11 protein-coding genes are annotated in these 14,686 nt (G+C 64.0%); 2 read left to right on the top strand and 9 right to left on the bottom strand.

The window, feature by feature from the left end:
* Positions 1–19: 19 nt before the first annotated feature.
* Positions 20–742 (bottom strand): sugar phosphate isomerase/epimerase family protein, encoded by a 723-nt coding sequence (locus ACGYLY_RS09190; RefSeq protein ID WP_395281954.1) that lies wholly within the window; start codon positions 740–742, stop codon positions 20–22.
* A gap of 55 nt (positions 743–797) precedes the next feature.
* Here ACGYLY_RS09190 and ACGYLY_RS09185 point away from each other — a divergent pair, with 55 nt between their 5' ends.
* On the top strand, positions 798–1,808 hold the full coding sequence (locus ACGYLY_RS09185) for an asparaginase (protein ID WP_395281955.1): 1,011 nt from the start codon (positions 798–800) through the stop codon (positions 1,806–1,808).
* Positions 1,809–1,848: 40 nt separating this feature from the next.
* On the opposite strand, the gene ACGYLY_RS09180 is transcribed toward ACGYLY_RS09185, so the two are convergent.
* The 4 genes from ACGYLY_RS09180 to ACGYLY_RS09165 form a co-directional block, all read right to left on the bottom strand.
* Positions 1,849–3,411: an MFS transporter gene (locus tag ACGYLY_RS09180; protein ID WP_395281956.1), complete on the bottom strand. Its 1,563-nt coding sequence runs from the start codon at positions 3,409–3,411 to the stop codon at positions 1,849–1,851.
* A gap of 209 nt (positions 3,412–3,620) precedes the next feature.
* Positions 3,621–4,709, bottom strand: coding sequence for an NAD(P)/FAD-dependent oxidoreductase (locus tag ACGYLY_RS09175; RefSeq protein ID WP_395281957.1), 1,089 nt, complete (start codon positions 4,707–4,709; stop codon positions 3,621–3,623).
* Between the two features lie 83 nt (positions 4,710–4,792).
* Positions 4,793–5,566 carry a sulfite exporter TauE/SafE family protein gene (locus tag ACGYLY_RS09170; protein WP_395291137.1) on the bottom strand — a complete coding sequence of 258 codons (774 nt, stop codon included), beginning with the start codon at positions 5,564–5,566 and terminating at the stop codon, positions 4,793–4,795.
* Positions 5,567–5,578: 12 nt separating this feature from the next.
* Positions 5,579–6,844, bottom strand: coding sequence for an NRAMP family divalent metal transporter (locus ACGYLY_RS09165; protein WP_395281960.1), 1,266 nt, complete (start codon positions 6,842–6,844; stop codon positions 5,579–5,581).
* Positions 6,845–7,117: 273 nt separating this feature from the next.
* Between ACGYLY_RS09165 and ACGYLY_RS09160 the strand changes: the two genes are divergently transcribed.
* Positions 7,118–7,348 (top strand): hypothetical protein, encoded by a 231-nt coding sequence (locus tag ACGYLY_RS09160; RefSeq protein ID WP_395281961.1) that lies wholly within the window; start codon positions 7,118–7,120, stop codon positions 7,346–7,348.
* Between the two features lie 72 nt (positions 7,349–7,420).
* On the opposite strand, the gene ACGYLY_RS09155 is transcribed toward ACGYLY_RS09160, so the two are convergent.
* From ACGYLY_RS09155 to ACGYLY_RS09140, 4 genes are all read right to left on the bottom strand, one after another.
* Complete coding sequence (locus tag ACGYLY_RS09155; RefSeq protein ID WP_395281962.1) at positions 7,421–8,512, bottom strand: Gfo/Idh/MocA family protein; 1,092 nt, start codon at positions 8,510–8,512, stop codon at positions 7,421–7,423.
* Positions 8,513–8,563: 51 nt separating this feature from the next.
* Positions 8,564–11,242, bottom strand: coding sequence for a hypothetical protein (locus tag ACGYLY_RS09150; RefSeq protein ID WP_395281963.1), 2,679 nt, complete (start codon positions 11,240–11,242; stop codon positions 8,564–8,566).
* 117 nt (positions 11,243–11,359) lie between these two features.
* On the bottom strand, positions 11,360–12,886 hold the full coding sequence (locus ACGYLY_RS09145; RefSeq protein ID WP_395281964.1) for a formate/nitrite transporter family protein: 1,527 nt from the start codon (positions 12,884–12,886) through the stop codon (positions 11,360–11,362).
* A gap of 152 nt (positions 12,887–13,038) precedes the next feature.
* Positions 13,039–14,664 (bottom strand): potassium channel family protein, encoded by a 1,626-nt coding sequence (locus tag ACGYLY_RS09140; RefSeq protein WP_395281965.1) that lies wholly within the window; start codon positions 14,662–14,664, stop codon positions 13,039–13,041.
* Positions 14,665–14,686 lie beyond the last annotated feature (22 nt).

The raw sequence follows: 14,686 nt of genomic DNA, 5'->3' as shown, positions 1-14,686 counted from the left end.
ATTTCGGGGTAGATGACACTCAGTCCCGCAGCGTCACGTCCCGCCACATCTCCAGCGCCTCGGCCTGCTCGGCGGGCATGACCTCCAGCACGACGATGCCGTCGTAGTTTTGCTGGAGGTCCGCTATCACCCGTTCCATATCCATCGTTCCGGTTCCGAACGCCAACCCGTCCGTGATTTTCGTTCCGTCGCAGCAGTGAACCACGGGAATCGAGTCGCCGTACTCGGCGAGGAGGTCCTCCAGTATCGAGCAGTACGCCTCCTCCGCCGTGTAGAGGTGGGCGGTATCGAGGACGAGCGGACGACCCTCGTCGAGCAGGACGTTCCGCAGGAAGTGGAGGCTGTGGCCCGTCGAGTTCTCGAAGCCGTGTGGGACGGTGATGTCGGTGCGGTCGAGGAGATAGCCGACGTTGCTTAACGGGATTTTCGTGGAGTGGACGACGAGCGTGGCGTCGAGGCGCTCACACAGGTCGTTGGTCCGCTGGACGTATTCGAGTTCGTTGAGGTCCACGTGTGGCGTGTGTGCCGAGACGATTTCCACCGGCGCGTCGCGACACACCGCCGCCGTCTCCTCCGCGGCGTCCAAATCGTCCGTGGTGAGGTGGAGTTCCACAGCGTCGAATCCGCGCTCGGACGCGGCCCGCAGTTCGTCGGCGGTCGCGGGACATTTTCCGGCGACTATCATCCCGTCGTCGTACCACGTGACGGTCCAAATACGTACTGTGGTATGTGGGGTTTTCACATGCCGTACGACGACCGAACCCGGGTTTTTGTTCGGTCGGCGCGAACGAGGCGACATGAACGTGACCGTTCTCGGAACCGGCGGGACGATTGCGAGCACCGACCGCGACACCGGCGCGGTCCCGACCGAACGGGGGAGCGCGCTCGTGGAGGAAATTCCGGCGTTGGCGGACTACGGCGACGTCTCCGTCGAACAGGTCGCACAGATCCCGAGCTACGAAATGACGGCGGAAACGCTCGAAACGGTCGGCGAACGGGTCGCCGAACTCGACGCTGACTCGGAGACGGACGCCGTCGCCGTCACGCACGGCACGGATACGATGGAGGAAACGGCGTACTATCTCGACGCGACTCTCCAACCGGATACGCCAGTCCTCCTGACCGGCGCACAGCGGCGTCCCGACGAGCGAAGTTCGGACGGCCCGGCGAACCTCGTCACCGCCTTCGCAGCGGCGCGGGCCTTCGCCGACGGCGGACACGGCGGAACCTACGTCGCCTTCGACGAGGCGGTCCACAGCGCGCGGTTCGCCACGAAGTACCACACGTCGGCCCTCGACGCCTTTTCGTCCCCCGGCGTCGGGCCGGTTGCGACCCACGACCGGAACGGGATACGAATCCTCCGGCGACCGGCCAGCGAAACCGCACACATCCCCGATGGAACGCTCGACCCGACCGTCTTCGTCGTCGGGAGCGGCGCGGGAGTGGACGACCGATTGGGCGAGGCCGCGCTCGAAGCGGGCGCGGACGGCCTCGTCGTGAACGGGACGGGACTCGGAAACGTCACCGCCAGCCTGGGGGAGTTCGTCGAATCGACGGTGCGGGACGGGACACCGGTGGTCGTCACGTCCCGGTGCGTCGCGGGACGGACGTCACCAGTCTACGGCGGTTCTGGCGGCGGCGAGACGCTTCGTGCGGCCGGGGCGCTGTTTGCCGAGGACTTGCCCGCGGGGAAAACACGTCTCAAACTCTCGCTCGCGCTGTCGAAGTACGGCGAAAACGGTGACGATGGCGACGGCGGAGAAAACGACGGCCGCGACGGGGCGCTCCGGGGATTGTTCGACGGGTAGCGGGTTTTCCCTCGTATCTCCGAGCGGCGGAACCGCCGGTTCACTCCGACTGCGTGGTCTCGATGACGAAGTGCGCGGTGAGGACCCCGAGTATCGCCACGGCCGCACAGAGCAACATCGCCCGCCCGAACGCGGAGACGAACGCCTCGTGGACGATTCGAACGATTTCGGATTCGACCTCCGGAGCGAGACGCTTGAGCGTCGCCTCCGCGGCGTCGGACCCGGACAACAGTCCCTTTATCTCCCGTCTGTCCGACGAATCGAGCGCGGCACCGGCACCGACGAGCAGGTCGGTCAGCTTCTCGTTCTCCAGCGTTTTGAACAGCGCGCCTGTCACCGCGACGCCGAAGACGGCCCCCAAGAGGCGGACCATTCCTAGCACTCCGGAGGCTTCGCCGCCCTTGGCGTCCGGGAGCGCCGCCATTCCGACCGTGTTCGAAAGCGTGTACGCCACGCCGATTCCGGTTCCGGCGAGGACGAGCGAGACGAGAACGGTGGTCATTCCGCCCGCCGGACTCGTGCGAGTGAGGAACAGGAACGCGACGGCGACGAGCGCCAAGCCGCCGACCATGGAGGCCCGCACTCCGAGTCGGGTCGAAACGTCGTTCGTTCGCGCTTCCAGCAGCACCAACGGCACGGTGAACGCCAAAAACACCAACCCTGTTTGCAAGGGGGAGTAGTCCAAGACGTTCTGGAGGTAGAGCGTCATGTAGAACAACAGCGCGCCGAAGCCGTAGTTCACGACGAATCCGACCGCGTTCGCGCCGAGGAAGTTCCGGTTCTCGAACAGTCCGAGTTCTATCAACGGGTCGTCGACGCGCCGCTCGATGAGGATGAACGCCGCGAGCAACAGCACCGACGCGACGAGAGCGCCGACGACGAACGGCGACCCCCATCCCAGCGTGTCGCCCTGCTGAATGCCCAACACCAGCGCGACGAGACCGGCGGTTACGGTGATGAGACCCGCGAAATCGACGTGATGTCCGACCGTCTCGTCGCGGGATTCGCGCACGGCGGCGAGCGTCAGGACCACTGCCACCGTCGCGAGCGGGATGTTGAAGAAGAAGAACCAGCGCCACGAGAACATCTGCGTGAGGACGCCGCCGACGAGCGGTCCGGCGGCCAATCCGAGGCCGCTGATCGCCGCCCAGAGCGCGATACCTCTCCCCCGTTCCTTTTCGGGAAAGGCATTGCTGACTATCGGCAGCGACGCCGCGAAGAAGGCCGCCGCGCCCAGTCCCTGTATCACGCGGGCTGAAACCAGCCACAGTTCGCTCTGGGACAAACCGGCGAACGCGGAGGCGGCGATGAAGACGACGATTCCGACGAGCAGCACCCGCCGCCGACCGAAGATATCCGACAATCGGCCGAACGCCACCATCGGCGCGGCGAACGCGAGCAGATAGGCGTTGACGGTCCACTGCAACCCCGTCGTCGAGATGCCGAGGTCCCGTCCGATGGTCGGCAGCGCGACGGTGATGCCGTTGAAATCCACGGTAACGAGGACGCCCGCGATGCCGATGGCGACCACGACCCACCACTTCCGGTTCTGTTCGGTAATCGCCGGTACTCGATTCGTTAGCTTCGTCGTTTTGAAGCTCATTGTCTCCCCTGACCCGTTTCCGGGCATTCATCGACCGCGCGACCGTCCCCACTTCCAGTTCTCGTCTCCCCCGACGATACCGACGAGGAGCAATCGAGCGCCCGATTGTCTTCCGCCACTACGCCGTTGACGAGCATAAACATGGACTGCTACCGACGGCATTCGGTACGTCCCCCGGCCACGAACGCGGGCGATGCGCGGAAACGAAGCTAGTCGAAACGCTCGGGCGACATCTCGCGGAGAAACGGCGACGACTCGCCGTCGATAGCGTCGGCGACCGACCGCCCGACGACAGGTGCGCGGGTGATTCCGAGGCCGCTCATCCCGACGGCGAGGTAGTAGCCCTCCATCCCTCCCTCGCCCACTATCGGCAGTCCGTCCGGCGTGACCGTTCGATAGCCGGTCCACGACGTGTCCCGTCGGAGTTCGTCGCCGTCGAATCCCAATCGGGTAAGCAGGTCCCTCGCACGACGCTCGAACTCGTCGTCGGGCGATTTCTCGTCGTCGGGAGTCACGTCCTCGTCCGCCCGAAATTCGGTGTTGTAGTGCCCGACGTACAGCCCCTTCGCGTACCGACGGACGTAAAGGTCGTTTTCGAACTGCGAGAAGGGTACCTCGATGTCGGTTTCCGCCGGCGTCTCGAATCCGATGATGGGACCTGCCGTGCGTCGTATCGGGAGTTCGTCCGCGTCCGTCCCACCGACCTCGACCGCCCACGGACCGGCGGCGTTCACGACCGCATCGACCGCGAGTTCGTCGTCTTCCAGTTCGATTCCGGCAACGCGATTCGAGTCGGTGAGGACGCCGGTCACGGTCGTCCCCGTTCGAATCGTCGCTCCCTCCTCGCGCGCTTTGTCGGCGTACAGTTCCGCGACGGCGACGGGGTCGAAGTGGCCGTCTTCGGGCGTGTGGAGCGTTCCGACGGCGCGGTCGTCGTCGTACGGACCCGCCCCGGGACGCACCGCCGCATCAACCCTCGCTGCGGCGAGTTCTTCGGCGTACTCCCGATAGGCCGCCAACGTCGATTCGGACCACGCGACGTGACAAAGCCCCGTCCGCGTGTAGTCGAGTTCGCCGCTCTCGACGAACTCCGAATACTCGTCCCACGCGCGCCGTCGGAGTCGAAGGGCGAACTCGCTCGGCGGCACCGACTGCCACACGAACACGGCCATCGACGCCGCCGTCGTCCCCGACCCGATTTCGTCCCGTTCGAGGAGCGTGACCTCGTGGCCGCGTTCCGCGAGGTGATACGCGCTACCGGTGCCGATGACGCCCCCACCGATGATGCCGACCTTCATTCTGTGTCTCTCGGGGAGATGCACACGAAGCCACATAAATCCGAGTCGTGGGGTGGACGCCCGGTCCCGTCGAATTCCGCCCCTCAGGTGGCGGTGAGCACGATGCCTGCCGCGACGAGTGTCCCACCGAGAGCGACCTTCAGTCGGGACGGGTCGACGCGGTGAGCGACCCGCCATCCGGCGATGACACCGACGAGTTCGGGAACGCCGATGGCGAGCGCGAGCGGAAGCGAAACCGCGCCCTGTAACACGTAGGTCGTCGCGGCGAACGCCGAGAGGAACACCGATTGAACCTGTGCGGCGGCGAGCGCGTCCAACATCGAAACGCCCAGTACGACGAGAACGGGGACGGCGATTACCGGCCCCCCGACGCCGAGCAGACCGCCTAAAACCCCGACCCCGAACCCAACACCGACGAAAACGGCGATTCCGACCGCCGAATCGGCCGGAAACGACCACCTCGAACCCACGGTTCGCCGCTCGCGATAGACGATGCTCACGCCGGAAAGGACGGTAAATCCGGTCAACAGCGCCCCGAAAACGGCGTCTGAGATGGTCGTATTGACGAGCGCGCCGACGACGGCACCGACGACACTCGGCACCGTAACGAGCGCCGCGAGTCGCTTCCCCGACCGGGTTCGGAGTTCGCCCGAACGGTAGTAGGTGTAGCTCCCGAGTAGTCCCGTGAAGACGAACGTCGACATCGCCGTCCCGGCAACGGTCGCCGACGGCTCGTTCGTGAGTGCGAACAGAGCGACGGTCACGAAGATACCGCCCGGTCCGACGGCAGTGATGCCGACTCCAGAGAGGAACGCGACGGCCACTAACAGTAGCAGAGTTGTAGGGGTGGGAAGCATCGAAGGTAGCGGTCAGAAACCACCGCTGGTGATGGTCTGAACGAATCCCGGTAGCGAGGTGGCCGCGAGGTAAATCGACAGCACGACGAGCGCGACGTTCGCCGCCGACAGCAGGAGGCTGTTTCGGTTCTCGCCCATCGTCTTGCGGTCGTTGACCGCCCAAAACAGCAACACGGCCGTGATGGGAAGGCTGACGATTCCGTTGTACGCCGGGAAGAGGATTATCATGTCAATGACGCTCAGCCCGGCGAACTGGTGAACCAGCGGTGAGAGGGTCCCGAGGGCGACACCGACCGTATAGATGATTTTGAACTCCCGACTCCCGCTGTCGGCATCGTGACCGAGCGCGTTCTGGAAGAGGTAGGCGGGCGTCCACATTATCGGGATGATGCTGTTGAACGCGGCGGCGATGGTGCCGACGAGGAAGACGTACAGCGCCCACTCGCCGAGGACGTCCGCGAGTGCCCTTCCGGGCGTGATGAACGTGTCGAGGTTCGTGTATCCGGCGGGACGGAGAATAGCCGCGGCGGCGACCAGAATGGCGATTGTCGTCACACCACCGACGGCGTAGCCGATTCCGAGGTCACGGCGCATATCCTTCAGGTCGGCGACGTTCGTCCAACCCTTTTCCCCGACCAGATTCGATTCGAGGAAGAAGTTCGGCCACAGGGCCGTCGTCCCGATGATGGCCGCGGCAAGCGTCAACGAACCGCCGGGGACCGAGGGAACGAAACCGGACGCGATGCCGGTCAGCGACGGTGCGCTCACGCCGGCAACGCCGACGTAGACGACGAGGAGTGCGAGCATCATCGCCGTCATGATTCGTTCGACACCGTCGTAGTTCTGAATACCGACGATGATGGCGAGTAGGCCGGAGAGGACCGCGATGGGTTGCCACCCGACGGCACCGTTGAGAAGGATGGAAATTCCCTTTCCGATAGCAGCAGTCAGTTCGAGCGTCCATGCGACACAACCCACGGACAGCAGAGCGGCCAGGACCGTCGCACCGGTCGACCCCAATTTTCTGCGGACGAACGACATCAGCGGTTCGCCGAAGATACCGAGTCGAGCGCTCATGTCTTGGCCCATAAAGCCGAATATGGTTGCGCCAACCGCGGCCCATATGAGCGCATATCCGTACTGAACCCCCGCTTGGCTGGCGATAAACACCGAGCCGGAACCGAAATAACTGGCGACCATTACGAACGCAAGACCGTATTTTTGGAAGAATCCCGATGCAACGTCGCGAGCTCTATTCGTATTTGTAGTCTGTGACATCAAATCGAATCCACGTTTTCTCGTCTATCGACCAATCTTCAATTGCATAGAACCATCGAATACGGTACTGCCCGCTGGTTGTACTTGCAAGTTGTATTTCCGATTTGATCACAACTGGCCTCCCACCATCGTTCGTTCCACACGGAACTGCCTCGGTGTAGACTCGACTACCATCTCCGAACGGACTGTGGCTTTCGAACGGTGGTCTCGCCGGAAACCACGTAGAAGATGGAGGAAACGACTATACGATTATATCGTCGAATACGTAACACTATGGTCCTTCCAGCGTCGGAACAACCTTCCCCCGTCGCATACTTCGTCAACGTTCCGCTGTTCGTCTTCCTCGTGGTCCTGACGGCGCTCTACGTCACGGTTGACCTCTTCGTCTTCCACGGCGGGATTCGAACGGCGGGCGACGCCGCACAGCAGTTTCTCATCGGAACCGTCGGCGCGTACGTCGGTATCTGCCTCTCGAACCTCCTCTGGGACACCGCGTTTCGTTGATTCGAATCGGATTCCGTGGCGTGAGAAAGCGACTTCGTCGCTATCGGAACGTGTCGGCGAACCGACCGCCGATTACCGCCGGAGCGGTCGGTCTTCGACCGAGACGCGGTCGCCCGTCTCGGCGGAGCGGTAGATCGCGTCCATGACGCGCTGGGTGGTGAGCGCCTGTTCGATGGTGTTGAACTCGGGTGGCTCCCCGGCCACGACTGCCTCGAGGAACCGCTTGTCGCTCCCGCGCCAACCGGAGTGGGAGATGGAGGCGTCGGTGATCGCGGATTCGACGAGATGGTCGGGACCGTGGGGTCTCGCCTCTAACATGGTCAGTTCGTCGCCGCCGAGGTCGAGTCTCGCGCCCGCCTCGCTTCCACGGACCACGAACTCCTGACTCTCGGCCTCGTTGGCCGCCCACGCGACTTCGAGCGAAATCGTCCGGTCGTTGGCACAGCGAATCAGCGCCGTCGCCGAATCCTCCACGTCGAACACGGCCTCCTCCGTCGCGTCGTACCAGTCGTCGGGGTCCACGTAGTCGTCGCGGTTTCCGAACCCCGTGCGGGTGACGGCGAACACGTCCTCGACCGGCGGGAACCCCAGCAGATACAGCGCGAGGTCGATGGCGTGAACGCCGATATCGACCACCACGCCGCCGCCCGAGAGTTCCTCGTTGGTGAACCACGACCCGACGCCGGGGATGCCGCGACTGCGGATGTAGTTCGCCCGAACGTGACGAACCTCCCCGAAGTAGTTCCCCTCCTGATAGCCCATGAACAGTTCAGCCGCGGTCGAGACGCGGTTGTGGAAGTTCACCATGCAGAAGCCGTCGGCCTGCCGAGCGGTCTCGGCCATGCGTTCCGCGCTTTCGAGCGTGTCCGCGAGCGGTTTCTCGCAGAACACGTCGTAGCCGTGGTTCAACGCGGTGACGACGGCTTTCTCGTGGAAGGTGTTCGGGGTGGAGACGGCGACGGCATCGAGGTCCTCCTCCTCGTACATCGTCTCGAACCCCTCGTAGGTGGCCGCGTCGTACTCGGTTTCGAACTTCTCGCGGGTCGCAGGGGCGATATCCGCACCCGCCACGACCTCGTGTCCGAGCGCTTCGGCGTTCGTCGCGTGGGTCTGCCCCATGAATCCCAACCCGACCACACCGAGACGGACTGCTGGTTCTTGCATGGGATCAGAAATGGGTGGGCGGACAAAATAACTACGCCCAACCGGCGAATGTTAGCAGGAATCTCCGTCTCGCGTTCGCACGACGAGCGTCCGCCGTCTCTCGGGAGTCGTCTCCACGGAAACCTCCGTTCCGCGGTTCGTGACGCGGGTTTCGTACGACTCGACCACCTCTCCGTCGAGCATAACTGCCGCGATGTCGGCGGTTTCGGGAATCACGTGCCCGACGGTGAGCGTGTCGATGGACCCCTCGACATCGACCCGTGTCCGATAAAGTCCCGAACCGTCGGGAGCCATCGCCGAGACGGCGACCGATCCGTCCTCGCCGAGGCGTACGTTTTCCCCGGCGACGTGCGGCAGGTGGTCCGGAACCTGCGGTGCCACCGTCAATCGACCGCGACCCACGTCCGGACGAACGCCCAGATAGTGGCGCACGACGGGCCAGAGCGTCCCGTAGGTCCCCCACGCCTGAAGGACCATCGCACGAGCGGTAAACGGCTTGTCGATGGAACGTCCGTAGGCGGGGGAGGGAGCGATTTCCGGCATCGCGCCCGGTTGCTCGTCCGGGTCGGGAAGTTGGAGCGCCGCGTTGGCGTGGACGTATCGACCTTGCTGGTCGCGCCCCAATCGACCGTAGTTCCCCTCCGCGACGGCCATGACGGCGCTGTTCAGGGTGAAGACGTTCTTCTCGGTGGAATCCTTCGTGTGGTCGCCGTTTCCCCCGTCACACCCCGGCGCACCGGTGTGGTACAGGCCGTCGTTTCGGCGCTGGTCCCCGCCGTCGTCGAAGCCGCTGTAACAGCCGGTTTCCCGGAGTGCGAGCGCCGAATCGCCGTGGTTTTCGGTCGCGAATCCGGGCGCGTCGTTCCCGGATTCGCCGACGTACTCGGCGGACATCGGGGTGACGCCGATCCAGTGACGCTGGTAGATTCGGGAGGTCGCCCCGTTATCCCCCGTCTCGCCGAGCGACCCGGCGTGCTGTGGGATTCCCGGGAGCCACCACGTCTCCGAGAACGCATCCAGCATCTCGTTCGCGCGGTCCGTCGCCCATGTCGCCGTCTCGTCGTCCTCCTTGCTTCGTGCCATGTCCGCGAGCGCGAATAGGCCGCGCATCGTGTAGACGGCCACGTCCAGTTTCCGGTCCCCCATGCCGGGTCGTTCAACGTTCCCCTGACCGGTCGGCCAAAGGTCCCCGTCGCTCGTGAGTTCCTCCGTGACGTAGTGCATTCCGTCCACCATGAACTCGTAGAGGTCGTCGCGGAACGCGTCGTCGCCGGTCCACCGCCAAATCGCGTGGACGGCCATCGGGAACTTGGCCGTCTCGTCGGTGTTCCCGGGGTCGTCGTTCGCGCCGTAGTACACCGAGCCGTCGGTGACGACCTCGTGGGCGACTTTGCCGGTCTCACCGTTGACGATTCGGCTGACCCGCTCGACTGCCCGCATGTGGTCTTTCGGCACCTCGAACTGTCCGGCGGCGAGGGCCGCGAACGTGGTGTACTCGCCGTCGACCGCGAACAGCCACTGGTAGTCGGGGAACCCCGCCCCGTAGAACCGGACGGAATCGAGCGTTCCCGCCGGTTCCGGGAACTCCGTTCCCTCGTTCGTGTAGCGAATATCGAGGTCGTGAGCTTCCTGCACGCAGTCGGCGAGGTTCTGTTTGCTCCACTCGACCGACTTTTCCAGTAACGGGTCGCCCGGAAGCGAAACCCGCGTTCGGTCGGCGAGGTTCTCCCGTTTCCGAACCTTGTCACGCAACGCCCCCATCGGGTCGTCGAGAACGGTTTCGAGTTCGTCGACGGCGCACTCGGGGCCGGATTCCGACCCGGCGACCGCGACCCACACCGTCCGCGAGGCGTTCGCCGGTATCTCGATTTCGTATCGGAGTCGCCCACCCTTCCCTCGTCCCGCTTCCGTATCGTCGTAGCGCGGAACCCTTTCTCCTTTTCTTCCTTCAGTCCCGTCGGCGGAGTAGACCTCCGGCGGCGATTGCGGTCCTCGGAACCCCTCGCCCGTCTCGTGTCCGACGGGTTCGAGCGACGCGCCGACGGCCGCGTTCCAGTCGTGGTGGGTCGCGTTTTCAACCGGCGGCGTCCCGGCGTCGCGGAACCGGAGGACGCCGTCCGCGAACGCCACCGAGTCTTCGAGATCGAACTCGGTTCGTGAGGGCGTGGTTGAACTCCACGGGTAGGCGTGCATCAGTTCCGAGTGGGCGTCCACCGACAGGGTGAACGACTCCGACTCGTCCCCCGCGGTAAAGCGGAGTCCGAAGAGCGCGGCCCGCCTGTCGTCGGGGACGAAATCGGTTCGCTCGATGGCCAATCCTCCCCGATCCGGGATATCCATCGTGACGTGTCCGTGCCCGCTCGTGAATCGCTCGGCCGGTTCGAGCGGTTCGCCGTCGACGGCGAACCAGATTCCGTCGAGGAGTTTGAGCGGCGGACTCCAGATCCCGCCCATCTCGCCGGTGATGTGCCATCCCATCGCGGGAAACCGCCCGGATTCGTCGCCGACGACGTAGGCGCGATTCCCGGTCGCGACGTACCGTCTATCGGCGAGTCGGTCGGTCACTGAGAGGGTCGGCGAACGCGGTATGTCGTTCGATCGGAGTTCCGTTCCGGAGTCGTCCGCCGTCGCCGTCGCGACGACCGGAAGCATTCCGGTCGCAACCGTCCCTTCGATGAATCGACGACGGGTCGAACGCGCTCGACCGTCGTCTTTCTTGTCTTTCGTCACGCGTTCGGTGAGGGGCTCCTCGAATTTATAACTATTATACGAAATAGAAAAATAAAATGTCGGAACTGACGGGTTTTTAATATCGTATCCCTCGTGGTATCGGCCCGGAAGCGAACCTCAGCTCCTCCGCTCGCGCGATTGCGCTGTAGTCGGTCCGTCCGAATCGTCGCTTCGCTCCCGGAGGTATCGAAACAGACGCATGCCGAAGAGCCACTGAAACCACGACAGTTCGAACCGTTGGCGGTCGTGTTCCGGGAAGCGTCGGTTCTCGGTCATGCTGAAGTTCACGAGCGCGACGAACACGATGCCCCCGAGGGTGTTCCCGAGAACGACCGGAACGAAGAACTGCGTGAATACCGGAACGACGCCTTCGACCCCGACGAACACCAAATAGAGCACTTCACACGCGCCGACGACGCAGTGAAACAGGTCGGCGATGGGGATGATTATCATGATAGAGTAGACGATGAGGACCCGCGAAATCGTCTCGCGCGCGGCGTGAACCAACCAGACCATCGTTGCGACGAGGCCGCCCGCGAAGACGCCCTTGTAGAAGAGCGCGGACCACGTCGTTCCCATCGCGTGTTCGCCGAACTGATGGGCGGTTTCGGCCACCGCCGGGTCGAAGATTCCCGTCCGAGCGAGGAGGTACGCGGTGATTCCCGCGCCGATGACGTTCGCCGTGAGGACGATTCCCCACAGACGAAGCAGTTGCGGAACGCTCGCGAGTCGCGTCAGGACGAGCGTCACCGGCGTCAGCGTGTTCTCGGTGAAGAGCTGATAACTTCCGATGACGATCATCACGAACCCCACGGGGTACAGGAGGTTGCTCATTCCGACGCTGTCCGGATACGCCGTCGTCATCGCCGCCCGGCCTAAAAACGTCGCGCCGACGCTCAATCCCGCGGCGAGGCCGCTGAAGAACAACAGGCGCGTACTCCGCTCGATTTCCTCGTCGGCGGTCGCCGTCACCCGTTGGAATATTTCGTCCGCCGAAAACCGGTCGCGGACGGCCTCGCCGGCGGCGGGTGCGCCCCGCCGGGACCGGTCGATGGTCTCCCGAAGCTCCCGGTTTTCGGGCTGCAACGACTGTTGCACCTCAGTGAGTTCTCCCGCGTCGGCGATCGCGCCGAGCAGGGGTTCGAACTCGTGTGCGCCGTCGTAGCGCTCGCCGTCGATGAAGAACGTCGGCGTTCCCCTCGCTCCGCTACGGATGCCGCTCTGAAAGTCGTCTTCGACCCGCTCCTCGTACACCCCTCGGTCGAGTTCGTCGGTGAACCGCTCCACATCCAGTTCGAGTTCCTCGGCGTGGCGAATCAGGTCGGTTCGGGAGAGCGCGTCCTGATTCTGATAGAGCTGGTCGTACATCTCCCAAAACCGTCCCTGTGCCCCCGCCGCCTCCGCCGCTTCGGAGGCTTTCTGTGCGCGCGGATGTTGCTCCGTCAGCGGAAAATGCCGAAAGACGAAGCGCACTTGCGTCCCGAGTCGGTTCAGAATCCTCCGGACTATCGGATAGAAATCCCCGCAGTACGGACATTCGAAATCGCCGTATTCGACCACCGTAACCGGTGCATCGTCCGGCCCGCGAACGTGGTCCGTGTCGTTCACCGGTACCGTAAGCGTCCGATTTTCTATTTGGCTCATGTGAAACCCTTCCCGTCAGTCGAGACGAGACTGACTCCCCGGAAACAGTCGCTGTCATAGTGCTAGCGGAGTAACAGGATAACGCTGTCGCCGGTTCGCCCGTCGTTCGCGAAATCGGACGGTTCGAAGTAGATCCACGGGATCGACGAACGCTACAACTCCTCGAAACTCTCGATGGCCATCCCCGTCCCGAGGACGATGAATTCGTCGTCCCGCTCCGGAGTGAACGACGGGTCGATGCCGGTGATGACCTCTCCATCGCGCTGAACGGCGAGTATCGTCGCCCCCGTGGCAGTTCTCACGCGCGAGTCGGCCAGCGTTCGCCCCGCCAATCCCGGCGTGCTGGTCCGAACGACTTCGACCGGCGAGACGGATCGGCGAAACGCATCTTCGTGCAACACGTCCGACGCCACTAGTTGGCCGCTGATCCTCGTCAGCGCGAGGACCGAGTCCGCTCCCGCTCGATACAACTTCCGAACGTTGTCCGAATCGTTCGCGCCGACGATGATTTCGACGTTCGGGTTGAGATTGCGGACGACGAGCGCCGTGTACAGTGCCTTCGTGTCGTTGGGGAGCGCGATGACGACGGTGTTCGCCTCCTCGATTCCGACCGACCGCAACGCAGTCGGGTCGATGGGGCTGCCGACGACGTCCACGTTCGGCCCGTCCGCCTTATTGAGCGTTTTTATGGGAACGTCGGCGGCCCCGAGTTGCTCCGCGACCGTGTCCGCCACTTCGCCCGACCCGATGAGGACGATGGGTTCGCGCCGCTGCTGGCGAACCGCGGATTGTGCGACGTCTTCGAGCCGTTCTAGCTGTGCCGGACGGCCGACGACGAGCAGGCGCGTATGTTCGTCCAGCACGGCGTCCGCGGGCAGCGGACTGACGAACGCTCCCCGCTGCCACGCGCCGATGACGCCGACGCCGGTCCGCTCGCCGAGTCGGTTGTCGGCCAGCGTCCGGCCCACGAAATCGCTGTCGCGTGTGAGGGGTAGCTCGGCGATTTCGAAACTCTCGTGGAGGTCGATGATGTCGGATAGGTTCTCCGAACTGACGCTGCGCGCACGGTTCGCCAAACTCTTTCCGAGCAAGTGTCGGGGTGACAGAACCTGATTCGCGCCGGCGTAGCGTTGATACTCGCCCAACTCTCCGTCGTCGACGATACTGACGACGTGCACGTCGTCGTCCGACTCCCGCGCGGCCAGCACGATGCTCGCGCCGATTTCGTCCGGTGCGTCGGTGATCACCGCGGTGGCGTCCGCCACGTTCGCGTTGTGAAACGTCTCCGGGGACTCCGGGTCGCCGTGAAGCACGGAGTAGTTCGCTTCGTAGAGTTCCGTCGCCGAATCGCGGTCGGATTCGAGGATGACGTATTCCACCTCACGCGGAACGAACTCGGAGACCAGCGACCGGCCGATCTGGGTGTCACCGCAGACGATGACGTGGTCCGCCACCCCGTCGAGCGCCGTCGGCGGCGTCATCGCGAGCCGGTTTTCGATGAGCGGGATGATGAACACCGGCAGCGCGGCGAGCAACAGGACGACGCCCGAAATCTGCATCCCGAGCACGAGGAGGTTCATGATTGGACTCGTCCACGGCGCGTCCTCGCCGTATCCCGTCGTGGTGAACGTCTCGAACACCATCACGAGCGAGTGCAGGAACGGCTGGGGTCGGCCCTCGAAGGCCCTCATTCCGAAATTGTACGCGACGGTGAAGACGAGAACCGCGCACAGGAGAGCGAGGAGGTAGTATCTGACGCGCTGTCTCTGTCGTACCATTCGTACTCATACTCCGCTCACG

This window comes from Haladaptatus sp. CMAA 1909, from assembly GCF_043952005.1.
Lineage (GTDB): Archaea > Halobacteriota > Halobacteria > Halobacteriales > Haladaptataceae > Haladaptatus.
Note: the sequence above shows the minus strand (reverse complement) of the source record. Positions and strands in the feature narration are given on the sequence as shown.

Excerpts from the sequence above, each read along its gene's own strand:
- ACGYLY_RS09140 (WP_395281965.1), bottom strand. The coding sequence starts at position 14,664 with ATGGTACGACAGAGACAGCGCGTCAGATACTACCTCCTCGCTCTCCTG.
- ACGYLY_RS09185 (WP_395281955.1), top strand. The coding sequence starts at position 798 with ATGAACGTGACCGTTCTCGGAACCGGCGGGACGATTGCGAGCACCGAC.
- ACGYLY_RS09165 (WP_395281960.1), bottom strand. The coding sequence starts at position 6,844 with ATGTCACAGACTACAAATACGAATAGAGCTCGCGACGTTGCATCGGGA.
- ACGYLY_RS09180 (WP_395281956.1), bottom strand. The coding sequence starts at position 3,411 with ATGAGCTTCAAAACGACGAAGCTAACGAATCGAGTACCGGCGATTACC.
- ACGYLY_RS09170 (WP_395291137.1), bottom strand. The coding sequence starts at position 5,566 with ATGCTTCCCACCCCTACAACTCTGCTACTGTTAGTGGCCGTCGCGTTC.
- ACGYLY_RS09155 (WP_395281962.1), bottom strand. The coding sequence starts at position 8,512 with ATGCAAGAACCAGCAGTCCGTCTCGGTGTGGTCGGGTTGGGATTCATG.
- ACGYLY_RS09160 (WP_395281961.1), top strand. The coding sequence starts at position 7,118 with ATGGTCCTTCCAGCGTCGGAACAACCTTCCCCCGTCGCATACTTCGTC.
- ACGYLY_RS09145 (WP_395281964.1), bottom strand. The coding sequence starts at position 12,886 with ATGAGCCAAATAGAAAATCGGACGCTTACGGTACCGGTGAACGACACG.
- ACGYLY_RS09175 (WP_395281957.1), bottom strand. The coding sequence starts at position 4,709 with ATGAAGGTCGGCATCATCGGTGGGGGCGTCATCGGCACCGGTAGCGCG.